This is a genomic window from Streptomyces sp. NPDC093225, assembly GCF_044753805.1.
In the GTDB taxonomy this organism is placed as follows: Bacteria; Actinomycetota; Actinomycetes; order Streptomycetales; family Streptomycetaceae; genus Streptomyces.
This window is the reverse complement of record NZ_JBIVNX010000063.1, coordinates 1-22,639: the sequence shown is the minus strand read 5'-3', so window position 1 is coordinate 22,639 and position 22,639 is coordinate 1. Positions and strand designations below refer to the sequence as shown.

Sequence of the window (22,639 nt, the reverse complement as noted above, 5' to 3'; positions counted from 1 at the left end):
CCCGCCGTACCTCTCCCAGGTGCCCGTCGTACACTCCGCCAATGAGCAGCGCCACCCGCACGACCGCCACCGAGCCGTCCGCCCCCGCGCCCGTCCGGGCGCGCCGAGGCGCCGCCCGGCTGATCGATCCCGGGCTGGCCGCGGCCGCCGGCGTCCTCCTGTACCTGAGCTTCCCGCCCCGCCCCCTGTGGTGGCTCGCCCTGCCCGCTTTCGCGCTGCTCGGCCACGTCCTCTACCGTCGCCGTCCGCGCGCCGCCTTCGGACTCGGCCTGCTGGCCGGCCTGGGCTTCATGCTGCCGCTGCTCGTGTGGACCGGCGAGGAGGTCGGCCCGGTGCCGTGGCTGGCCCTCGCCACCGCAGAGGCGCTGCTCATCGCCCTCGGCTGCCTCGGCGTCGCGCTCACCACCCGCGTCCCGCTGTGGCCGGTCTGGGGCGCCGCCGTGTGGGTCGCCGCCGAGGCCGTCCGGGCCCGCGCCCCGTTCGGCGGCTTCCCCTGGGGCAAGATCGCCTTCGGCCAGGCCGACGGCGTCTTCCTGCCCCTGGCCGCGGTCGGCGGCACCCCGCTGCTGAGCTTCGCCGTCGTGCTGTGCGGCTTCGGCCTGTACGCCGTACTGCGCCAGCTCCGTGAGGGGCGGCGGCGGCCGCTGGTCGCCGCGCTCACCGTGCTCGTACCGGTCGCCGGTGCCCTGGCCGCCCGTCCGCTCGTCGACGACGGCCCGGAGGACGGCACCGCCACCGCCGCCGTGATCCAGGGCAACGTGCCGCGCGCCGGCTTCGACTTCAACGCCCAGCGCCGGGCCGTCCTCGACAACCACGCCAAGCGAACCGTCCAGCTCGCGAACGACGTCCGGGCCGGCCGCGTCCCCAAGCCCGACTTCGTCGTCTGGCCGGAGAACTCCTCCGACCTGGACCCGTACGCCGAGGCCGACGCGTACGCCGTGATCGACAACGCGGTGAAGGCCATCGGCGTCCCCGTCTCCATCGGCTCGGTCGTCGCCCCCACCACCGGTCCGCTGCGCAACACGCAGATCCTGTGGGACCCCCGGCGCGGACCGGTCGCCACCTACGACAAGCGGCACATCCAGCCCTTCGGCGAGTACATTCCGATGCGGTCCGTGGCGCGCGTCTTCAGCTCGGACGTGGACCGGGTGCGCCGCGACTTCGGTCCCGGCAAGGTGCCCGGCGTCTTCACCATGTCCGGCACCCGCGTCGGGCTCGTCACCTGCTACGAGGCGGCCTTCGACGACGCCGTGCGCGACACCGTCCGGGCCGGCGCCCAGGTGATCTCCGTCCCCAGCAACAACGCCACGTTCGGCCGCAGCGAGATGACCTACCAGCAGCTGGCGATGTCCCGCGTGCGGGCCGTCGAGCACAGTCGCTCGGTGCTGGTGCCCGTCACCAGCGGTGTGAGCGCCGTGATCCGACCCGACGGCGAGATCGTGCGGCAGACGAAGATGTTCACCCCGGACGCGCTGGTCGAGACGATCCCGCTGCGGTCGTCGGTCACCCCGGCCACGCGGCTGGGCGCCTGGCCGGAGTACGCGCTGATCGCCCTGGCGGCCGTCGGGCTCGGCTGGAGCGCCGCGTTCACCGCCCGGGCCCGCCGCCGGACGCCCTGACCCGGTCCGTCACGCACCGTCCCGAACCCCCTAGGGTCGTGCCATGAGCACCCCTGAGTTCATCCGCCGCATCCGGGCGACCGCCGGCCACCAGCTGCTGTTCCTGCCCGGCGTGACCGCCGTGGTGTTCGACGGCGAGGGGCGGGTGCTGCTCGGGCGGCGCGCCGACACCGGCGGCTGGTCCGTCATCGGCGGCATCGCCGAACCGGGGGAGCAGCCCGCCGAGACGGCGGTGCGCGAGGTGTACGAGGAGACGGCCGTGCGCTGCGTCGTCGAGCGCGTCGTCCTCGTCCAGTGCCTCCAGCCGGTCACGTACGCCAACGGTGACGAGTGCCAGTACATGGACATCACCTTCCGCTGCCGGGCGGTGGGCGGCGAGGCCCGGGTGAACGACGCGGAGTCGCTCGACGTGGCCTGGTTCGCCGTGGACGCGCTCCCGCCCCTGGAGCCGTTCGCGCTGGACCGCATCCGGCAGGCGCTGAAGGACGAGCCCACCTGGTTCGAGCCCGCGGGCCCCTGAGGCGGGACCGGCCGGCCGGCGGTCAGCCCCCCGAAACCGCCGCCTCGCGGTACAGGTCCCGCGCCCGCTCGCCCAGCACCGCGCTGTACGACACCTCCGGCACGGTGCCGCCGCCCTCGTACCCGCCCAGCACGCCGACCAGCCGGCCCGTGGTCGTCAGCCACGGACTGCCGCTGGTGCCGCCGCTGTAGTCGGGGCACTCGATGCGCCGCTGCGTGGCGCTGAACAGGGAGGTCTCGTTGGTGCACAGCAGCGGGGCCTCGGCCGTGCTCGGGTAGCCCACGACCGTGACGTCCACGTCGTCCGGCTGGTCCGGGGCCACCGTGAAACCGCCGAGCACGTCCTCGATCTGCTCCCCGTCGAGCGGGGCCACGGTCGCGAACGCCACGTCCGCGTCAGGGTCCTCGTCCGCCGTCCAACCGGGGTCCACGTACGTGCCGGTCAGCCGCCACACCCCGTACGGTGCGTCACCGTCCCGGTAACCGGGGGCGAACACGGCCTGCCCCGCGTTCTGGGCCAGGCAGTGCGCCGCGGTGGCGATCAGGTTCCGGTCGTCGCTGCGCACCACCGACGCGGTGCAGTAGTGGCCGCCGTCCAGGCCGCCCGCGAACAGCGCGCCCACCCGGTCGCTCTCGTCCGACTCGCGCGCCAGCACGGTCTCGCCCGGGGGGAGGTGGGCGCCGTTCGCGGGCGTGACCGTGCCGAGCAGGGCGACGAGCGGCGTCATCGCGATCAGCACGCGCGCACCGGTCCGTGCGCGCCGGGCCTGTCGGAGGAGCATGCGGTGGATCATGCCTTGAGCCTGGCCCGGAAAGCTATGAACGGAGGCTCCTGTTCCTTGAGAATCTCCTGTGAATCCGGCCCGTGAACGGATCGCATGCGGACATTCCGCATGGAAGCCGCTGCCCCCGTACGTCTATCGACGCGGCGGAGGGTTCCGCGGCCCCGCTTGTGCAACCTGGCGGGCGAACGGCCCGGCACCCCGCCCCTAGCCTCACCGCAGGAGCACGAACGAGGGGCGGTACCGGTGAACTGGCTGATCCACGACTACCGGGAGAGCGATCTCGCCGCGGTGGTCCACCTCATCGACACCACGGCCGAGCTGGGCCAGGAGTCCGTCTTCTCGCTGGCCGAGTGCATCGGGGCGCTGACCGACCGGCAGCCCGCCGTCGTCGCCGTCCACCAGGGCGTGCCCATCGGCGCGGCGCTGGCCTGCGTGGCCGGCGAGCGCGCCTGGGTGATGCGGATCGCCATCAACTCGGGCTGGCGCGGTCGGGGCCTGGCCAGCGCCCTGCTGGTGGAGCTGGAGCGGCGGCTGATCGCCGCGCGGGTGAGCCGGATCGCGTACGTGCTGCCCGAGGAGGACCTGCTCGGCGAGGGGCTGCTCAACGCGGGCTACACCCGTCAGCCCGCGGTCGCCTACTTCGAGAAGACCGAACCGCTGCACGGGCCGGCGGCCGGGCTCCTCGACGACCTCGGCGGCCGCTTCCTGCCCAATGACCTGTGGGGCAGGGTCGCCGGGATGGAGAAGGAGAAGGACCTCATCGAGCGGCGGGTCGTCCTGCCGCTCGCCGAGCCCGAGCGGGCCGCGCAGCACGGCGTGCGGCCGCCGCGGGCGATCACCCTCTTCGGTCCGCCCGGCACCGGCAAGACCACCTTCGCCCGGGCCGTCGCCTCCCGCCTGGGCTGGCCGTTCGTCGAGATCTTCCCCTCCCGGCTGGCCGACGAGGGCAACCTGGCCGCCGCCCTGCGGGACGCCTTCGCCCGGGTCGCCGAGCTGGAGCGGGTCCTGCTCTTCATCGACGAGGTCGAGGAGATCGCGCCGGTGCGCAGCGAGCCGGCGCAGCCCGGCGGCATGCACGGGGTGACCAACGAGCTGCTCAAGCTGATCCCCGGCTTCCGCGAGGGCGACGAGCGGCTGCTGGTGTGCGCCACGAACTCCATCCGGTCGCTCGACCCGGCGTTCCTGCGCCCCGGGCGGTTCGACTACCTGATCCCGATCGGCACGCCGGACGCGGGTGCACGGGCGGCGATCTGGTCGCGGTACACGGCCGGGCGGCCCGACGTGGACGTGGCGGCGCTGGTGGCGGAGACGGAGCTGTTCACGCCCGCGGACATCGAACACGCGGCGCGGATGGCGGCGCAGGTGTCGTTCGAGCGGGACCTGGAGGCCGTGGGCGGCCGGCCGGCCTCGCCGCTGCCGCCGGGGGCGACGACGGCGGACTACCTGGCGGCGGTGGCGCAGTGCCGGCCCACGGTGACGCCCGCGATGACGGGCGAGTTCGAGGCGGACATCACGGCGCACGCGCGGGTGTGATCCGTACCGGCCGTACGGGCGTGAGCGCCTGCATGCCGCACGGTCGTGAGCGCGTCCGAGCGCGTACCTGCTCCACGGGCCGTGCGCGTCGCGGGGAGTCGCCACCGCCCCGCGCCCGCTGCCGCGGAGGAGGCCCGTACGCGGCGGGCGCGGGGGCGGTGGACCGGGGCCTGTCCTTCGGTTCGAGCCGGGTGTCGCGGACCCGGCCCGATCCGAAGGACAGGCCCCGTGGTGCGCGGCGGCCCGCAGCACTCCCCAAAGCGCCACGGGCCTTCCGCGCGGATGCGGCATCCGTGCGGAACGGCCGCGTTCCGGTTGGGGTGTGTCGCCGGCTGGAACGCGGCCCGCAGGGTGCCCCGCCACGGGCCCCTCGCCGGCCGGCCGCCGGGGGAGGGGGTCAGTTCCCGTGCCGTTTCCGAGTCAATCAGCGGGGGCCCGCCCGGGGCCTCGGCCGTACGGGCAGAACGGCCGGGTCCGCCACTGGCCGTCCGGCCGGTGCCCGACCTGGCCGAAAGGTGGAGACGGGACCGAAAGGCGGACCCGGCCGGGAGCCCGGGACTGCCCCGAGGGGCGGGCCCGGCCGGCGTGGGCACCGTGTCGGCGGGCTGTCGGTGGGCCGCGCTACCGTCGGCGGTACGGGAACGCCACAGCGGATCCCGGTCGGATCCACGGAATCGACGGGATCGACGGGATCGACGGAGGGGATCGCGATGGAGTTCATCGTCTTCATGACGCTGCCGGGCCTGGCCCTGCTGCTCACCGCGATGGCCTTCCTCGACGTGGCGCTGGTCCGGGCCGGCCGGGCCGGACTGCTGCCGTGGCGGTGGAACGGGCGGCAGGGCCAGGTCGCCTCGACCGGGTTCGAACAGTTGCACGCGAGCTTCTCGCCGGGCAAGCAGAACGAGCTGAAGGAGCGCCAGAGCGCCCTGGTGATGCGCGACGACGAGGAGGACGGCGCCCCGCCGCGCAGCCGCGTCGACCTCGACGGCGGCACCGCCGTCATACGCCGGCCCCGCGGCTGATCCGGGCGCCCGCCCCCCGCTGATCGGTCCAGCCCTACGCCGCAGGCCCGCCTCCGGCGCCGGCCTCAGTCGGCGAGTGCCGCGTCGAGCATGCGGCGGGCGACCGCGCGCAGTTCGGCCGGGTCGGGGGCCGGTCGGGAGCGGGCCGTGGCCCCGGCGAGGCGGTCGTACAGCAGTCCGTCCGCCCAGGCGACCAGCAGCTCGGCCGCCTCGCGCGGCCGGGGGGACCCGAGCGCGGCGAGCAGGTCGGCCGTCTGTCGGCGCGCGCCCGCGCCCGCCTGGTGCAGTTCCGCGTCCAGCTCCGGGTTGCGCGCGGCCTCCAGGCTCAGTTCGTAGCGCGCCAGTTGGCGCTCGCGGCCCGTAGTGAGCCAGTGCAACAGCAGCGCGGCGAGCATGCCGGCGACCGCGTCCCGGTCGGGTGCCCCCGGACCGGCGCCGTCGAGCGCCCCGTCCCGACCGACGTCCTCGTAGTCCGCCGTGTCGAGTTCGGCCAGCCGGTGGTAGCAGGCGCCGATCAGGGCCGTCCGGGTGCGGAAGTAGTACGACGTGCTGCCCGCGGGCAGCCCCGCCGCGGCGTCGACCGCCCGGTGCGTGAGCCCGCGCAGCCCCGCGGTGGCGACGGTGGCGATCGCGGTGTCGGCGATGAGCGTGCGGCGGTCGGGCGCCCGCCCGCCCCCGGGAGCCCGGGCGGTGCGCGGTCGGGCGGTGGCGGTCGGGTCGGAGCGGTCTGGGCTGGACATGGCTTCACTCTACAGCTGTAGAGTGAAGCGCGTCCCTCTACGGATGTAGAGGACGACACGTCCGCCGGCGCGGACGGCAACGCGCGACACGAGGAGGAAACGGTCATGTCCGAGAACGGACGCGAGCGGCACGCACTCATAGCGGGAGCCGGCATCGGCGGGCTCGCGGTCGCGGCGGCCCTGCACCGGCGCGGCTGGCGCGTCACCGTCTGCGAGCGCGCCGCCGAGCTGCCGCTCACCGGCGCCGGGATCGTCCTCGCCCCCAACGCCCTGCGCGCGCTCGACGCGATCGGCCTCGGCGACACGGCCTGGGCCGGCGAGGCCCTGCCGGCGGCGATGGGCCTGCGCCGCCCCGACGGCACCTGGCTGCGCCACGCCGACACCGCCGCCATGGTGGCCCGGTACGGCCGCGCCCCGCTCGCCGTGCACCGGCCCGCCCTCGCCCGGGCCCTCGCCGCCGCCGTACCGGCGGGTTCCCTCCGTTTCGGCACGGCCGTGACGGACGTCGACCGCCCGGACTCCGACCGGCCGGTGGTGCGCACCACCACCGGAGTCGTGGCCGCGGACCTGGTGGTGGCCGCCGACGGCATCAACAGCGCGCTGCGCCGCCGGTTCTTCCCGTCCCACCCCGGACTGCGGCACAGCGGCGAGGCCGCCTGGCGGACGGTGATCCCGGGCGTCGGGCTCCCGGAGCTCCTCACCGCCGAGACGTGGGGCCGCGGCGAGCGCTTCGGCATCGTCCCCCTCGCCGACGGCCAGGTGTACGTCTACGCCACCGCCCTCGGCCCCGAGGGGTACCGGCCCGCCGACCACCGCACCGAGCTGCTGCGCCGCTTCGCGCGCTGGCACGACCCGATCCCGGAGCTGCTCGACCGCCTCGACCCGGCCCATGTGCTCCACCACGACCTGCACGACCTGGCGGTGCCGCTGCCCCGTTTCCACCACGGTCGGATCGCCTGGCTCGGCGACGCGGCCCACGCCATGACCCCCAACCTGGGCCAGGGCGGCTGCCAGGCGATCGAGGACGCCGCCGTCCTCGCCGGCCTGTTGGACGGCGGCGCCGCACCTGTACCCGGGGGCGAGGACGTCCCCGCCGCCCTCACCGCGTACACCGCCGCCCGCCACCGCCGCACCACCACCATCGGCCGGCGCGCCCGGCGGGCCGGCCGGCTGGTCCAGCAGACCCACCCGCTCGCCGCGGCCGCCCGCGACCTCCTCGTCCGCCTCACGCCCGAGCGGGCCGCCCGTCGCGCCCTGGACGAGATGTTCACGGGCGTGCAATTCTCATGATCGACATACCATCGACCGCATGATTCTCTCTCATGACCAGGCCGGCGACGGCCCCACCGTCCTGCTCCTGCACTCCGGCGTCTGCGACCGACGCATGTGGGACGCGCAGCGGGACGACCTGATCGCGGCCGGATACCGGGTGGTGCGCGCCGACTTCCGCGGCCACGGCGAGACCCCCGCCGACTTCACGCGCCCGCGCCGCCCCTTCGAGGACGTCCGGGACCTCCTCGACCACCTCGGCGTCGAGCGCGCGGTCCTGGTCGGTTCCTCGTTCGGCGGCCGCGTCGCCCTCGAGACCGCCGCCCGGTACCCGGAGCGGGTCACGGCTCTGGCGCTGCTCTGCCCCGACGTGCCGGGCCTCGAACCCGGCCCGGCCCTGCGGGCCTTCGGCGCGAAGGAGGACGAACTGCTCGAGTCGGGCGACGTCGACGGCGCGGTCGCGCTCAACGTCGACCAGTGGCTCGGCCCGGAGGCCTCGGACGAGGTCCGGACCCGGGTCGCCGAGATGCAGCGCCACGCGTTCGAGGTCCAACTCGCCGCCTGGGCCCTGGCGCAGGCGGCCGCGGCCGAGGAGGCGGGCGCGGCGGCACCGGAGCCCGCCGAGGGCGCGGAGGGAGCGGAGCAGTCGGAGGAGCCGGCGGAGCCGGCCCTCGACCTGTCCCGGATCGAGGCCCCCTGCCTGGTGGTCGGCGGAGCGCACGACGTCGCGGAGTTCCGCACCGCCGCCGCGGGACTGCCCGGCGTCCTGCCCCGCGCCCGCCACGTCGAACTCGCCTGGGCCGGCCACCTCCCGTCGCTGGAGCGCCCCGCCGAGACCGCCGAGCTCCTGCTCGGGTTCCTCGCGGAGCACCGGGGCTGAGGCGGGTCCGGCCCGGACGGACCGGCGCCCGCACCGCGCGTCGCGCGCGGTGCGGGCGCCGGCGGATCAGCCCGCCGGAGCGGGCGGGATGACCTCGGCCGGGGCCGTCGTCGGCGCGTAGCGCTGGACGCTGGTGGTCGTGGGGACCAGGTCCTTGTGGATGGCCCGGGCGATCGCCTGGATGGTGGCCACGCCGTAGTCCATGGTCGCGTTGTCCTGCGTCAGGACCGTGATGCCGTAGTCGTGGCCGGCGCCCTGGAAGGCGCCGATGCTGTGCACCCGCCAGCCGTGCGTGGCCCGCGGCAGCCAGCCGTTCTTGACGTGCACCTTCACCGTCGACGGGGCGCCGGCCGGGGTGCCCCAGCGCTGCGCGGCCACGACCTTGTTCATGAGCTTGAGGGCGTAGGCGCGGGAGTTGTCGCTGAGCACCGTGTTCTTCTTGGTGAGCAGGCGCAGCAGTCGCTGCTCGTCCCGCACGGTGATCCGCGTCAGGCCCCAGTAGCCGTCGGCGCCCGGCACCGTCTGGGTCATCTCGGCCGCCGTGAGGAAGGCCTTGACCTTCGTCACGCCGAGCTGACGCCACAGCGCCGTGGTGGCGTTGTTGTCGGACTGGGTGATCATCGCGGTGGTGAGGTCCACCTCGCGCTGCGTCAGGTACCGGTTGTGCTTCTTCGCGTCCCACAGCAGCGTGGCGAGGACCGTCGCCTTGACCACGCTGGCCGAGTCGTAGCCCACGGTCGCACGGAAGGTGCAGGTCGTGTCGTTCGTCCGGTCGTAGAGGCCGACCGAGATCGAGCCCTTGCGGCCCGCCATGGCCGCGGTGATGTCCTTCTGGAGCTTCGCCGCCAGGCCCGCCTTCGCCGAGGTGCACGTGACCGTGGAGGTCGCCGTGGTGGCGGCCCGCGGCGCCGTGGCCGCGGCGGCCGGCGCCGCTGCCGCCGCGAGCGGTGCGAGGGGTGCGAGCACCCCGGCCGCGACACCCGCGCTGACCGCGCGGGCGCGCCGGGATATCCGGTGCGTCATGTGGAGGTTTCCCATCCCGTCGAAATCGAGCGGGCGCGCCCCCGCGCGCCCGTTGGTACTCGACACGCCAGGACGGTCCACGGTTGCAGCGGAACGGGAAGCCGATATGAAAATGTGTCCGGATCGCTGGGATGTTCCGGGTGTATCAGGATGAATCGGGCCGGAAGTTGACCGGCGCGGCAGCGCTAGTCGCAGCGGTACGTGAACTCCGCCGCCGCCGTGCGCCGCTGCGGCGACAGCAGCTCGAGCCCGGCCCTCGCCCGGTAGACCCCCTGCCCGCGGAAGGACCACAGCAGGTGCAGCCGCGCCTCCCGCTGCCCCCGCGCCACCCGCTCCGACAGCGGCTCGGACCGGGTCCCGTCGTTGCGGACCCAGCGGTACGAGAGCGTGCCCGGCCGGCCGTTGGTCCGTACGACGGCCACCACGTCGGCGGCGGAGTCGCAGCCCGGCGAACGGGCGGGGGCCGCCACCGTCAGCGAGCGGACCTCGACGGCGGGGCCGTACCGCTGCCACGCCAGGTAGCCGAGCACGGCCAGCAGCACCACCGCCGCGAGCGTGTAGCGGCGCAGGCCCGCCCACCGCGACGGGCGCGCGGGCACGCCCGGACCGGGGCCGGCCGGCGTGCCGCCGTGCCAGACCAGCGTGGTGCCGATGCCGGCCGGGTGCACGGCTCCGGCCGTCACGCCGGGACCGAACCGCAGCACCGACCCCTCGACGCGGTCGGGCACCGCGGCCGCCCGCACCGTGCCGGCGTGCCCGGGGCCCAACGCCTCCGGGACCGCGTCCCGCACCGTCGGCCCGGGTGCCCCGACCGGGCGCGGCAGTCGGACCGTCGGGGCGTTCCCGTCGTCCTGCACCGGCCCGTCGTACCCCACCGGGCCGTCGAACCAGTGGCTCCCGAGCACGGTGGCGCTGTACTCCTCCGGCGAGGCGGGCTCCGGCGCGCGCTCCGGCCCGCCGCCGCGCTCCGGCTCCTGAGGGCCCTGCGGCCCGGACGGGCGCCGGCCGTAGGGAATGCGGGGATCGTTCATGTGAGCGTGCACCGCCTGACGAAGACCTGCTGGACCGAGGAGGTGTTCCCGGCCGCCGGCGTCGTGGTGGCGCGCACGCCCCAGTAGCAGCCGGAGCCGGTGAACTCGTGGGTCAGGGTCAGCGGCTCGCCCGCGTACCGGCGCGTCCCGCTGCCCTCGGAGGCGCCGAGCGTGCCCTTCTCGTCGCTGGTGAACCACTCCACCGTCACGGTCACCGCCCCGCGGCCCTCCGTCGTGACCGCGACCACGGCCTCGCCCGTGGAGCCGGCCGTCTGCCGGAAGGACGTGACGTCCACCGAGCCGACCGTCACCGCGGGGGTCGCGGGCCGGGTCGTCGTCGGGGCGGTGGTCGGCGGCCCGCTCGTGACCGTCGGCGCGGTCGTGGTCGGCCACGTCGTCGTCGGCCAGGCAGAGGTCGGCCGGGTCGTCGTCGGAGCGGTGGTCGGCCAACCGGTCGGCCAACCGGTCGGCGTTCCCGTCGGGTCCGGGTCGCTCCAGCTCGGGCTCGGCGACGCCCCGGGAGTGGGGGACAGGGACCAGGACGGGGACGGCGCGGGGGACTCCGGGCCGGTCGGCCCGCCCGAACTCGCCTGCGCGGACGGGCTCGTCGTGGCGAACGAGCTCACCACCGCACGCCCGCCCGGCTCCCCGCCCGCCGCCTGCGAGGCGAACACCAGCACCGCCCCCGCCACCAGCGACGCCCCGGCCGCCAGCCAGCCCCGCCGGCCCGGTCGCCACCCGCCCGGCACGTGGCCCTGACCGAGCGAGGTGGTGGCCACGTCCGTACCGCCCACCGCGGCCCCGCCCGCCGACGGGAACAGCAGCGGCAGCAGCGCGGCCAGCGCCGCCAGCTTGCGCTGCCCGCGCTCCTCCCAGTCCGGCCCGTACGCCGCCCGGGCGAGCGCCTCCAGCTCCGCCACGAACGCCTCGGCGTGCGGCGGCCGTTCCTCCGGCGCCTTCGCGAGCCCCCGCCGGATCAGCGGACGCACCGGCTCCGGTGCCGCCTCTTCCGGTACCGGCGCCTCGATGTGCTGGAGGGCCAGCTCCGCGAAGTTCTCGCCGCGGAACGGCTTGCGGCCCGTCAGGCACTCGAAGAACACGGCCGTGGCCGCGTACACGTCCGCCGCCGGCGAGGCCGGCGCCCCCCGCCACTGCTCCGGCGCCATGTACGCCGGCGTGCCCGCGACACCCGGCGTGGTGCCCCGCCCCGCAGCGATCCCGAAGTCCACCAGCTTCGACGCCCCGTCACCCGCGACCAGCACGTTCTCCGGTTTGTAGTCCCGGTGCACCACCCCAGCCCGGTGCGCCGCCGCCAGCCCCAGCAGCGAGCCCTTGAGCACCACCAGCGCCGGCTCCGGATCGGTGCGCCCCTCCTGGGCGAGCAGCGCCCGGAGCGGGATCCCGTCGACCAGCTCCATCACGATCGCGGCCCCGCCGGGCGCCTCGACGTACTCGTACAGGCCGACCACGTACGGGGAGCGCAGCCCGCCCAGCAGCCGCGCCTCCGCCCGGAACTCCGCCACGAAGGCCGGATCGGAGCGGAAGCGCTCGCTGAGGTACTTCACCGCGACCGGGATGCCGGTCGCCCCGTGCACCGCGAGCACGACCCGGCCGCTGCCGCCGGAGCCGAGCTCCCGGGCCTCCGTGTAACCCGGAACCGTCCACGCGTCCATCCCGCCGCCCCCTGCCGTGGCGCCAAACCGTGACCGACACCCCACCAGACACGATTTCCGCCACGGCCGGTTCCAACCCGTCCGAATGCGGCCGACCCCCGCGGAACGGGGGCGCACGCCGTCAGCCGGACGGCGCGAGCGCCGGGCTGTGCGCCCCGATCATCGCGTGCAGCCGGTCCGCCGCCGCCCGCCCGAAGGCGGGGTCGTTGATGTGCGTGTCGTACTCCACGCACTCGGCCGCACTGCCCCGCAGCCCCGCCCGCAGCGCCCCGAACAGCGCCCCGTCCGCCTCCGGATCGTGGTACGCGCCGCCCGGCGCGCCCAGCGTCGACAGCCCGCGCAGCGGAACGCACACGGCCGTCGGCCCCGTCGCGGTACGCAGCTTGGCCGCCACCAGGGCGCCCAGCCGCGCGCACTCGGCCTCGGTCGTGCGGATCACGGTGATCGACGGGTTGTGCACCTTGACCCGCCGGTAGCGCACCCGCTCGGGAAGGGTGGCCAGCGGCCCGAACTTCACCATGTCCAGCGCCCCCAGGCTCACCACCTGCGGCACCCCCCGCCGGCCGGCCGCGCTGAGCCGGTCCGGACCGGCGGTGAGGATCCCGCCGCACAGCTCGTCCGCGAGCTCGCTCAGCGTCAGGTCGAGCACCCCGGCGAACAGCCCCTGGTCGACCAGGGACTCCAGCGTGCGCCCGCCCGCGCCCGAGGTGTGGAAGACCAGCACCTCGTACCCGAGCCCGGTCAGCCGCTCGCGCGCCGCGTCCACTCCCGGGGTGGTCACCCCCGCCATGCTCGCCGCGACCAGCGGCCGCCCGGCGGTGCCCAGGTCGGCGGGGTGCACCGCGCGCGAGGCCGCCGCGAAGCCGCGCGCCATGCCCGCGACCGCGTCGGCGGCGTTCGCGAGGACGGGGGCGGAGACGCGGTTGATGCCCGCTATGTCGACGACGCTGTACATCATCGCGATGTCCGACGACCCGACGTACGGCGCCACGTCGCCGGACGCCATCGACGAGACCATCACCTTGGGCACCCCGAGGGGCAGCGCCCGCATCGCGCGGGTCGCGATGGACGTGCCTCCGCTGCCCCCGACGGCCAGTACCCCGTGCAGCCGGCCCTCGGCGTGCAGCCGTAACACGGTGCGCTCCGCGCCCCGGGCCATCGCCGTCACGGCGCCGCCCCGGTCCCCGCCGGCGCGCAGCTCCGCCAGTTCCACCCCGGCGGCCCGCGCCACCTCCTCCCTGGTGACATCGGCCGGCACCCGGGGTTCGCCCATCACCCCGGTGTCGACCAGTACCGTTTCCACGCCGGCGCGTCGCAGTCGCTCGCGCAGCCAGCCGTACTCCACGCCCTTGGTGTCGAGCGTTCCCACCAGCACGACGATCGTCATACTTGAAATGTTCACGGGGAGTCGCAAGGTGACACGTCACGGTCAGGTCAAGACCCGTGTGGCCGTCATCCGTCCGCCAGCAGCTCCGACAGTCGTTCGAGGAAGGTGAACTGGCCCTTCACCAGCTTCGCCCGCGCCTCCGCCGGCACGCACCAGGCGACCCGGTCGATCTCGGGGAACTCCTGGTACGTGCCCGAGCGCGGCGGCCACTCCATCCGGAAGGTGCCCGGCCGCACCGCCGCGGGGTCCAGATCGGCCTCCACGGCCCACACCGTGACCAGCTTGCCGTTGGCCTGGCGCACCTCACCCAGAGGGAGGTACGGCCCGGGCGGCGGCGCCATCCCGAGCTCCTCCTCGAACTCGCGCCGGGCCGCGTCCTCGGGCGCCTCGTCCGGCTCGTACTCGCCCTTGGGGATGGACCACGCCCCCGCGTCCTTCCGCTCGAAGAACGGCCCGCCCATGTGCCCGAGCAGTACGGCCGCCAGCGGCCCCGGTGCGTCCCCGCCGGCCCTGCGGAACAGGAGCAGGCCGGCGCTGCGCTTCTGCGTCATGCCCTTCATGGTGCACGGCGGGCCGCCACCGGCGCGGGCGGTTGCCCCTACGGGACCGGGCGGTTGCTCGTACGGGCACGTGCAGGTCCGTACGGGCAACCGGGCCGGCGGTACGGGCAACCGGGCGACCGGGTCTCAGTGCCCGTGCGGGCCCTCGCGGTGGACCGGGCCGTGCGGCGCCGCGCAGTGCGGGTCCGCGGCGGTCGGCTCACCCGGCCGGCCGACGGTCAGCAGGGACTCGTGGACGTGGTCGACCTGGAGGGTGGTGTGGCCGATCCCGTACTCCCCGGCGAGCATCCGCTCCAGGTCGCGGCGCACCGCGTGGCAGTCGCCCGCCGGCTCCACCAGGATGTGCGCCGACAGCGCGGCCTCGCCCGACGTGATGGTCCAGATGTGCAGGTCGTGCACCTCGGTGACCGCGGGGTGGGCGACCAGCCGGTCGCCGACCGCGTCCGGGTCCAGATGGGCCGGTGCGGCCTCCAGGAAGATCCGGCCGGAGTCGCGCACCAGGCCGTAGCCCGCCTTCACCATCAGGACCACCACGACGAGCGTGGCGATGGCGTCGGCCTGCACGAACCCGGTGGTGAGCACGATCAGGCCGGCGACCGCGGTGCCGATGAAGGCGAACAGGTCGTTGAGGATGTGCTGGTAGGCGCCCTCGACGTTGAGCGAGGTCCGGTTGGCCTTGGAGATGCACCAGGCCGCGGCCACGTTCACCACGATGCCGGCCAGCGCCGTGACCAGGACCAGCCCGCCCGCCACCTCCGGCGGGTCCAGCAACCGCCGTACCGCCTCGTAGCCGAGCCAGGCCGCCAGCAGGAGCAGGGTGAGCCCGTTGGCCTGGGCGGAGAGTATCTCCGCGCGCTTGAGGCCGTAGGTGAACCCGCCCTTGGCCGGCCGGGCGGCCAGCCGCATCGCGATGAGCGCCAGGACGATCGAGGCGGCGTCGGTGAGCATGTGGGCGGCGTCCGAGAGCAGGGCCAGCGACCCGGCGACGATCGCCACCGTCACCTCCAGCGCCATGAACGTGCCGATCAGGGTCAGGGCGAGGGTCAGCCAGCGGCGGTCGGCGTCCTGCGTCACGCCGTGCGAGTGGCCCGCGTGGCCGTGCCCGTGCCCGTGCCCGTGGTCGTGCCCGTTCCCCCGGCCGTGATCGTGCTCCGGGCCGTGGTCGTGGCCGTGGTCGTGGCCGTGCTCCTGCCCGTCGCCGTCCGCGTGCCCGGCTCCGTGGCCCTGGCCGCGTGCGCCCTGCATGCTCCGTGCGCCCTGTGCCCCCATGGCGTGCCCGTCCTCCCGTACGTCGTCCGTGTGCAGCGGTCCGTGTGCAGCGGTCGTCGCGGACAGTGGTCGCTGCCCGTTTCGTCTGCCCTCGACCCGTGAAGTGAAGCGCACCTGTTCGGATAGGGCAAAGGCTGCACCGGTGACCGTTGTCATTAGCGTTAAGACGCCTCTGACCTGCGGCAATGCTCGGCCGGGGGGATCGTGGGAAAATCCACTCATGGTTGAGCGTCCCGAGGCTCAGGCCGCGCCCGAGCTCGTCCTCGAGACCGACGGGGGCGTCACGGTCATGAGCCCCGGCCGGACCTACCACATCGGCCGCGACCCGCTCAGCGAGGTGCACCTCGACGACGCCCGGGTCTCCTGGCACCACGCGGTGCTGCGCCCCGACGGGGACCACTGGACGCTGGAGGACGAACACAGCACCAACGGGACCTGGGCCGACGGGCGGCGCGTCCGCGCATGGGGCGTCGGCCCCGGCAGCGTCCTGCGGTTCGGCAGCGCCGCCGACGGCCCCTGCGCCGTCCTGCTCGACCCGGCGGCCCGCCCGCCCGCAGCGCCGCCGCCCCCGCCACCCCCGTACGCGGCCCGCGGCGCGGCTCCGCCGCCCGCCCCGCCCCCGTACGCCCCCGGGGACGCCCCGCCGCCCCCGCCCCCGCCGCCCCCCGCGCCACGAAGAGCCGCCGCGCCCGCGCCGCGCGGCGTCGCCAACCCGCGGCTGACCGGCACCTTCTCGCGGCCCAGCGCCGTGCGCGCGCTCCCCGCCCGGCCCGCCGTCCGGATCGGCCGGGCCCCGGACAACGACATCGTCATCGACGACCTCATCGTCTCCCGCCGCCACGCCGAACTGCGCGCCCTCCCCGACGGCCGGTACGAGATCGCCGACCTCGGCAGCCACAACGGCGTCTTCCTCAACGGCACCCGGGTCGCCGACACCGCCCCCGTGGCCCCCGGCGACATCGTCGGCATCGGCCGGTCCGCCTTCTGCCTCGTCGGCGACCAGCTCCAGGAGTACGTCGACACCGGCGACGTCTCCCTCGACGTCCAGGACATCTCCGTCGCCGTGCCCGGCCCCGGCGGCCAGGACCGCAAGACCCTCCTCGACCGGGTCTCGTTCCCGGTCCGCTCCAGGACCCTGCTCGCCGTCGTCGGCCCCAGCGGCGCCGGCAAGTCCACCCTCCTCGGCGCGCTGACCGGGCTGCGCCCCGCCGACCGCGGCACCGTCCTCTACGACGGCCGCGACCTCTACCGCGACTACGCGGAACTGCGCAGCCGCATCGGCCTGGTGCCCCAGGACGACATCCTGCACGCCCAGCTCACCGTCCGCCGTGCCCTCGCCTACGCCGCCGAACTGCGCTTCCCGCAGGACACCGCCAAGGCCGAGCGGGAGGCCCGGGTCGACGAGGTGATCCACGAACTCGGGCTCGACCAACGGGCCGGCCAGCCGATCCACAGCCTCTCCGGCGGCCAGCGCAAGCGCGTCAGCGTCGCCCTCGAACTGCTCACCAAGCCCTCCCTCCTCTTCCTCGACGAGCCCACCTCGGGGCTCGACCCCGGTATGGACCGCTCCGTCATGCACATGCTGCGCGGACTGGCCGACGACGGCCGCACCGTCATCGTCGTCACCCACAGCGTGCTCAGCCTCGACGTGTGCGACCGCCTGCTCGTCCTGGCCCCCGGCGGCCGGATCGCCTACTACGGGCCGCCCGCCGACACCCTCGGGTACTTCGGCTTCGCCCAGTGGCCCGAGGCCTTCGAGGCCTTCGAGCTCCAGCGGGAGCGCGACTGGGCGGGCGAGTACCTCGCCTCGCCCCAGCACCGCCGCTTCGTCGCGGACGCCGGCGACCAGCCCGGCCGCGCCGGACCCGGACCCGGACCCGGGCGCGAGGCGCGTCCGGGGGCCGAACCCGGGACTCCCGGCACGCCCGGCCCCGCCCGTGCGGCCCCGCCGCCCAAGGCACAGAGCTGGGGCTCCCAACTGGGCACCCTGGTGCGGCGCTACGCGGCCGCGCTGAGCGCCGACCGCACCTTCATCGCCATCATGATCGCCCTGCCGTTCGTCATGGGCGCCATGGCCCGCGGCCTCGCCGGCAGCACCCTCACCCAGGAGACGGCGATGAACGCCCTGCTCATCCTGTGCGTGGGCGGCGTGCTCACCGGCGCCGCCAACGCCGTCCGCGAGCTGGTCAAGGAGCGCGTCATCTACCAGCGCGAGCGGGCCGTCGGCCTGTCCCGGTCCGCCTACCTGATGTCCAAGGTGGTGGTGCTCGGCACGATCACCGTGGTGCAGGCCGTCGTCCTGACCCTCGTGGGCCTGGCCGGCGTCGACACCAACGCCCCCGACGGGCAGGGCGTGCTGCTGCCACCGCTGCCCGAGATCGCCCTGGCGGTGGCCCTGCTGTCGTTCACCGCCATGATGCTGGGCCTCGTGGTCTCCGCCCTGGTGCGCAAGGAGGAGGTCACCATGCCGCTGCTGGTCCTCCTCGCCATCGTCCAGGTGGTGTTCTGCGGAGCCCTGCTCACCCTGAACGGCGTACCCGGCCTGGAGCAGGTGGCGTGGCTGGTGCCCTCCCGGTGGGCGCTGGGCGCCATGGCCGGCACGATCGACCTCGGGCGGATCGTGCCCGGCAAGATCAGCTCCGATCCGCTCTTCGAGCACGCCACCGCGGTCTGGCTGCTGGACCTCGGGATGCTCGTCGTCCTGTCCGTGTTCTTCGGGGCCTTGGTGGCGTGGCTGCTGCGGCGCCACGAGCCGGCCGTCATGCGCAAGTGAGGGGCCGCCATGAGCGAGGACTACGTCGACCCCGGCTTCCGGCCCACCCACGTGGTGCCGCAGGACGGGCTGGCCGCCTGGGAGGCGCCCGACGTCTCCCGGCCCACCGCACCGCTGGACCCGTTCCTGCCCGTCCAACTGCTGGCCCGGCGCGGCGAGTGGGCCGAGATCGCCTGCGCCAACGGGTGGACCGCGTGGGTGGACGGCCGCCTGCTGGTCGCCGTACCCCAGCCGCCGCCCACCGCCGGGCGGCCGCTCTCGCGCAGCCAGGACCCCCGACCGCTGCTCACCCGCGCCACCGAGGCGCTGGACCGGTACAGCCGGGCCGCCCAGGAGCTGGCGGCCGGCCGCATGGACCGCGCGGCCTTCCGCCAGGACACCCGGGGCCTGCGGATCGGCGTGGTCGTCGACGGCGAGTCGGTGTGGCTGTACGACGACGCGGCCGGGCGCTGGATGTACGGCGAGGGCACCCGCCTGACCACCTTCGCCACCACCACCGGCCCGGGCGGTTCCCCCTCCGCCCCCGACCGCCGACGCAGCCGCACGCCCGCTCCCCAGCCCCCGGCCGGCAAGCCCGCCCCCGCCGCCGCGGCCCCGCCGCCGGGCCCGGGCACGACCCGGATCGTGTCCTTCGACGAACTGGACCGGGACGGGGACGCGTAGCCGAGCAACGGATGTGCCCCGGTTACTCGACGACTTTCCCGTCCACGAGACGCCGGATCACGGATGATGGGGCGATGTTCGTCCGCACGCAGCTGCTGCCGCAGGCCCCGGGGCGGCCCATGACGGTTCGGGTTCACACCCCCATCGGGTCCGCCGTGGTGCTCTGGCGCGGTGACCCGCGAGGGGCGGAGGGCCGGCACCTCGTCGAATGGACCGTCGACGAGGACCTGCACTGGGGCCGGAACACCCGGCCGGCCTCACATGCCGCGGCGGAACTGCGGCAGGCAGGCGATCGGGTGGTCGTGCGCGGCCTCCTCCGCCTGACGGAGGACGGTGCCGCCTGTCTCCAGATGAGCCACTGGGCCTTGCTGTTCGACCTGGCGTCACCGGTCCCCAGCAGCGCTGAGGGGTCCTGGGTGGAGATCCGCGTCGGATCGGAGCGCGTCGCTCTGTACCCCTACCGAACCTGACCGGACCACCCACCATCAGGCTCTCGGCCTTCGAGTGCCCATGGGAGTATCCACGGGCTCCGACGGCGTCAGGCGGTCTTGTCGGGTTCCGCGGGGCGTGGGGCTGGCGGGGCCTCGCCGTGGTGGCGGACGCGGGTGGCGAGCAGGCCGCCGAGGAAGCCCGTCACCGCGCCCCACAGGACCGCGAGGCCGACCGTGCGCAGGATGAGCGGGCGCAGCTCCACGCGGCCGCCCAGGCCGCCGCTCACGTCGCCGAGGCCCAGGAGCGACAGGCCCACCTGCGCGTGCACGCCGGCCAGCAAGCACACCATCAGCGCCGCCAGCCCCAGGGCCACCGCCAGGTGCAGGGCGTGCTGCCAGGGCCTGACCCGGGCCGGCGACCGTACCGCCATCGCGAACGCGGCCGCCAGGACCAGCACCGCGGCCAGCGGGACCAGCCACCAGTACCAGCCGTTCCGGGCGGCCAGCGTGCCCACGTCGACGCGGGACAGGTCGGGGGTGCGCAGCACCTGGTCCAGGGCGTGCGGCATGGGCAGCCCGAACGGCCCGTCGACCCGGCCCTCCCACGCGCCGCCCAGGCCCAGGGTGAGGGCGATCCACGCCAGGTTGGGCAGTCCGAGCAGCATGACCGCGAAGGTCTCGGTCGCGTGGCCGCGGGTGGCGGCCGTGACGAGGCCGACGCCGACGCCCAGGACCACGTACGCGAGCAGCAGGCCGGCCGCCGCGGAGGCGGCGGGCCGGACGGCGGTGTGGAAGCGCAGCAGCCGCGGCGGCAGCGGCGCCCGGGGGGAGACCAGCAGTGCCAGCACCAGCAGCCCCACGATCCACAGCAGCCCGAAGCCGAGGGTGGCCCCGACGTCGGCGCCGAAGCCCACCGTGGGGGTGGCGTCGAGCAGGTCGGTCAGGTCGCCCAGCGGGTTGTCGCCGATCGAGACGCCGAAGGTCTGCCGGGCGAACGCCGCGAAGCCGGCCAGGACGATGAGCCAGAGCACCGTCAACTGAACGGCCCGGAGCACGAGTTCGCGGGCACTGGCCACGGCGCGGTGCCGCAGCGGGCGGACGAAGGCGTACCCGGTCGTCAGGGCGCCGACCAGCGTCACCGACAGCGGCAGGACGGACAGGTCCGCCTGCGCGTCCGCGAGGAATCCGGCCCCGCCCGAGATGTCCACCGCCCCCCCGACGGCCAGGACGACCACCGCCGCGATCACGCGGGGGAAGGCCGCGCGGGGGAGGTCGGCCGCGCCCGCGGCCCACAGGCCGAGTGCGGCCGTGGCGGTCATCGCCACGAAGCCGGCGAGGACGGCGATCAGGCCGTCGCCCCAGCCGCGTACCGCGGCCCTGCGCTCGGTGCCCCGGCGGGAATCCGCCGCGGCGGGGGAGTTCGCTGCCATACGGCTCACACGGCCCACCGTAGACACGGCGCGGCCCGTCCGCGCGCCGACGGGCCGCCTCCGGTCCGCGGTCCGTCCGGCATCTGTGCAGGTCAGGAGGGTATGGGGGGCGGTCGGTGGTCGCCTTGGCTTGCGGTGGGCGCCCGTCCGGCGTGCACAATGGTCCGCAGGAGTGACGAAGTCCGTAATTTCACGATTTCTCGCTGACTCTCCCCCGGGAGGAGGCCTCGTGACCGCTCAGCCGTCCGGCCCGCCGTCGTCCGGCCGCCCCACAGGACCCCCTTCCGGCCCCCTCTCCGGGGGCCAGCAGCCGCCCCCGCCCCCGCCCCCCGGACCGCCGTCCGGCGGCTCCGCGGACAGCGGTGGCGGCGACGGCGGCCCACCCACGATCGGCGGCCCCGGCGGGCCGCCCCGGGGTCCCGGCGGACCCTCCGGTGGAGGCGGCCAGCCGCCCACGGGCGGGAGCGGTGGTGCCGGTGGGACGGGTGGGACCGGTGGCGGTGGCCCCGGGGGCGGACGCCCCTGGTGGCGCTCCCCGGCCCGGATCGGCACCGCGGTCGTCGCCGTGGCGGCCGCCGTCACCCTCGGCCTGGTCCTCAGCCACGGCAGCGCGGGCGCCGGCGAGCTCTTCCTGCAACCGGCCGCGTCCACGGGCCCGGACCCGTTCACCCAGTCCACGGCGCAGGGCGCCGCGGTCCCGCAGACCGCCACCCCGCAGCCACCCGCCACCGCCAGCAACCAGCCGACGCGCGGCACCACCAGCGTCAGCGGCAACACGCCCGGCGTGTTCGCCGGCACCCGCAACGTCCCCAGCTGCGACGTCGAGAAGCAGATCACCCTGCTGAAGCAGGACCCCTCCCGCAACGCCGCCTTCGCGGGCACCCTCGGCGTCGCACCCGCCGCCGTCCCCGGCTACCTGCGCGCGCTCACCCCGGTGCAGCTGCGCGCCGACACCCGCGTCACCAACCACGGCTACGAGGACGGCAAGACCACGACCTACCAGTCCGTGCTGCAGGCCGGCACCGCCGTGCTGGTCGACGCCCGGGGCGTGCCGCGCGTCCGGTGCGCCTGCGGCAACCCGCTCGGCGAACCCGTCGCGCTGAAGTCCAACCCGAAGCAGCAGGGCGTGCGCTGGTCGACGTACGAGCCGGCGAAGGTGGTCGTGATCCGGCCCGCCGTGACGGTCGTCAACACCTTCGTCGTCATCGACCCGCACGAGCACGAGTGGTTCGAGCGGCACCGGGGGGACGGCCACGGCAAGCACGACAAGGTCGTGCCCCCGCCGATCATCCGGCCGCCGGTGACGATCCCGCCGTCGCCCGGCAAGACCTCGCCGTCGCCCGGCAAGACCTCGCCGTCGCCCGGCAGGACCTCGCCGTCGCCCAGTGGCACCTCGCCGTCGCCGAGCGGGACCAAGCCGTCCCCCAGCGGGACGAAGCCGTCGCCGAGCGGGACGAAGCCGTCGCCCAGTGGTACGTCGCCGTCCCCGAGCGGCAGCTCGCCCTCGCCGGAGAAGAGCTCGCCTAAGCCGGAGAAGAGCTCACCTAAGCCGGAGGAGAGCTCGCCCTCGCCGGAGAAGAGCTCACCCAAGCCGGAGGAGAGCTCACCTAAGCCGGAGAAGAGCTCGCCCTCGCCGGAGAAGAGCTCACCCACGCCGGAGAAGAGCTCGCCCTCGGTGAAGTCGAGCTCGCCGTCCCCGGCCGCCAGCTCGCCGTCGCCCACCAGGAGCCCGCAGCGGCCGAGCGCCCCGGAGAAGCCGACGACCAAGGTGCCGTCCGCACCCGCGACCTCGGCGGTCCCGCCGGTGTCGTCGGCCCCGGCGTCGCCGCTCACCCCGCCTCCGGCCCCCTCGCCGTCGGTGACGCCGGCGACCTGATCCCGCAGCGCTGGTGATGGTGATGGCGATGGGGATGGCAGGGGTGCTGGTGGTGGCGGGGGGGGGGGCCCCCCGCCCCCCCCCCCCCCCCCCGGGGGGGGGGGGGGGGGGCGGCGCCCCCCCCCCCCCCCCCCCCCGCGCCACAAAAAACAAAAT

At 75.3% G+C, this 22,639-nt stretch carries 19 protein-coding genes; 10 read left to right on the top strand and 9 right to left on the bottom strand.

The window, feature by feature from the left end:
• The first annotated feature begins 41 nt into the window (after positions 1 to 41).
• Both lnt and ACIQCH_RS34270 read left to right on the top strand, forming a co-directional pair.
• Positions 42 to 1,619 (top strand): apolipoprotein N-acyltransferase, encoded by a 1,578-nt coding sequence (lnt, locus tag ACIQCH_RS34275; RefSeq protein ID WP_402587520.1) that lies wholly within the window; start codon positions 42 to 44, stop codon positions 1,617 to 1,619.
• A 43-nt stretch (positions 1,620 to 1,662) separates the two neighbouring features.
• Complete coding sequence (locus tag ACIQCH_RS34270; RefSeq protein ID WP_402587518.1) at positions 1,663 to 2,139, top strand: NUDIX hydrolase; 477 nt, start codon at positions 1,663 to 1,665, stop codon at positions 2,137 to 2,139.
• Between the two features lie 22 nt (positions 2,140 to 2,161).
• Here the strand turns inward: ACIQCH_RS34270 and ACIQCH_RS34265 are convergent, their stop codons facing one another.
• Positions 2,162 to 2,920, bottom strand: coding sequence for a trypsin-like serine peptidase (locus tag ACIQCH_RS34265; RefSeq protein ID WP_402587516.1), 759 nt, complete (start codon positions 2,918 to 2,920; stop codon positions 2,162 to 2,164).
• A 246-nt stretch (positions 2,921 to 3,166) separates the two neighbouring features.
• Here ACIQCH_RS34265 and ACIQCH_RS34260 point away from each other — a divergent pair, with 246 nt between their 5' ends.
• Both ACIQCH_RS34260 and ACIQCH_RS34255 read left to right on the top strand, forming a co-directional pair.
• On the top strand, positions 3,167 to 4,456 hold the full coding sequence (locus ACIQCH_RS34260) for an ATP-binding protein (RefSeq protein ID WP_030209123.1): 1,290 nt from the start codon (positions 3,167 to 3,169) through the stop codon (positions 4,454 to 4,456).
• Between the two features lie 710 nt (positions 4,457 to 5,166).
• Complete coding sequence (locus tag ACIQCH_RS34255; RefSeq protein WP_402587514.1) at positions 5,167 to 5,478, top strand: DUF6191 domain-containing protein; 312 nt, start codon at positions 5,167 to 5,169, stop codon at positions 5,476 to 5,478.
• Positions 5,479 to 5,543: 65 nt separating this feature from the next.
• On the opposite strand, the gene ACIQCH_RS34250 is transcribed toward ACIQCH_RS34255, so the two are convergent.
• A complete protein-coding gene (locus ACIQCH_RS34250) occupies positions 5,544 to 6,218 on the bottom strand; it encodes a TetR/AcrR family transcriptional regulator (protein WP_402587512.1) in 675 nt (224 codons plus the stop codon).
• A gap of 105 nt (positions 6,219 to 6,323) precedes the next feature.
• Here ACIQCH_RS34250 and ACIQCH_RS34245 point away from each other — a divergent pair, with 105 nt between their 5' ends.
• Together ACIQCH_RS34245 and ACIQCH_RS34240 are read left to right on the top strand one after the other, a co-directional pair.
• Complete coding sequence (locus ACIQCH_RS34245) at positions 6,324 to 7,508, top strand: FAD-dependent monooxygenase (RefSeq protein WP_402587510.1); 1,185 nt, start codon at positions 6,324 to 6,326, stop codon at positions 7,506 to 7,508.
• 19 nt (positions 7,509 to 7,527) lie between these two features.
• The gene (locus ACIQCH_RS34240) at positions 7,528 to 8,367 is read left to right on the top strand and encodes an alpha/beta fold hydrolase (RefSeq protein ID WP_402587508.1); all 840 of its coding nucleotides are present in this window, start codon (positions 7,528 to 7,530) and stop codon (positions 8,365 to 8,367) included.
• Between the two features lie 66 nt (positions 8,368 to 8,433).
• On the opposite strand, the gene ACIQCH_RS34235 is transcribed toward ACIQCH_RS34240, so the two are convergent.
• From ACIQCH_RS34235 to ACIQCH_RS34210, 6 genes are all read right to left on the bottom strand, one after another.
• Complete coding sequence (locus ACIQCH_RS34235) at positions 8,434 to 9,390, bottom strand: serine hydrolase (protein ID WP_402587542.1); 957 nt, start codon at positions 9,388 to 9,390, stop codon at positions 8,434 to 8,436.
• A 185-nt stretch (positions 9,391 to 9,575) separates the two neighbouring features.
• Positions 9,576 to 10,421: a hypothetical protein gene (locus ACIQCH_RS34230; protein ID WP_402587506.1), complete on the bottom strand. Its 846-nt coding sequence runs from the start codon at positions 10,419 to 10,421 to the stop codon at positions 9,576 to 9,578.
• Entirely contained in the window at positions 10,418 to 12,094 is a 1,677-nt protein-coding gene (locus ACIQCH_RS34225) for a protein kinase (protein WP_402587504.1), read from the bottom strand. Before ACIQCH_RS34225 ends, ACIQCH_RS34230 begins: the two co-directional genes overlap by 4 nt.
• A 121-nt stretch (positions 12,095 to 12,215) precedes the next feature.
• Positions 12,216 to 13,481, bottom strand: coding sequence for a Tm-1-like ATP-binding domain-containing protein (locus ACIQCH_RS34220; RefSeq protein WP_402587502.1), 1,266 nt, complete (start codon positions 13,479 to 13,481; stop codon positions 12,216 to 12,218).
• A 65-nt stretch (positions 13,482 to 13,546) separates the two neighbouring features.
• Positions 13,547 to 14,032 carry an NUDIX domain-containing protein gene (locus ACIQCH_RS34215; protein ID WP_402587500.1) on the bottom strand — a complete coding sequence of 162 codons (486 nt, stop codon included), beginning with the start codon at positions 14,030 to 14,032 and terminating at the stop codon, positions 13,547 to 13,549.
• Between the two features lie 135 nt (positions 14,033 to 14,167).
• Entirely contained in the window at positions 14,168 to 15,286 is a 1,119-nt protein-coding gene (locus tag ACIQCH_RS34210) for a cation diffusion facilitator family transporter (RefSeq protein ID WP_402587498.1), read from the bottom strand.
• A 244-nt stretch (positions 15,287 to 15,530) separates the two neighbouring features.
• On the opposite strand from ACIQCH_RS34210, the gene ACIQCH_RS34205 reads away from it, so the two are divergent.
• From ACIQCH_RS34205 to ACIQCH_RS34195, 3 genes are all read left to right on the top strand, one after another.
• Entirely contained in the window at positions 15,531 to 18,083 is a 2,553-nt protein-coding gene (locus tag ACIQCH_RS34205; protein WP_402587496.1) for an FHA domain-containing protein, read from the top strand.
• Between the two features lie 9 nt (positions 18,084 to 18,092).
• Complete coding sequence (locus ACIQCH_RS34200) at positions 18,093 to 18,746, top strand: hypothetical protein (RefSeq protein ID WP_402587494.1); 654 nt, start codon at positions 18,093 to 18,095, stop codon at positions 18,744 to 18,746.
• Positions 18,747 to 18,820: 74 nt separating this feature from the next.
• Positions 18,821 to 19,216, top strand: coding sequence for a hypothetical protein (locus tag ACIQCH_RS34195; protein WP_402587492.1), 396 nt, complete (start codon positions 18,821 to 18,823; stop codon positions 19,214 to 19,216).
• A 68-nt stretch (positions 19,217 to 19,284) separates the two neighbouring features.
• On the opposite strand, the gene ACIQCH_RS34190 is transcribed toward ACIQCH_RS34195, so the two are convergent.
• Positions 19,285 to 20,607 (bottom strand): streptophobe family protein, encoded by a 1,323-nt coding sequence (locus ACIQCH_RS34190; protein WP_402587540.1) that lies wholly within the window; start codon positions 20,605 to 20,607, stop codon positions 19,285 to 19,287.
• 565 nt (positions 20,608 to 21,172) lie between these two features.
• Here ACIQCH_RS34190 and ACIQCH_RS34185 point away from each other — a divergent pair.
• Positions 21,173 to 22,483 carry a DUF6777 domain-containing protein gene (locus ACIQCH_RS34185; RefSeq protein WP_402587490.1) on the top strand — a complete coding sequence of 437 codons (1,311 nt, stop codon included), beginning with the start codon at positions 21,173 to 21,175 and terminating at the stop codon, positions 22,481 to 22,483.
• Positions 22,484 to 22,639: the final 156 nt, after the last annotated feature.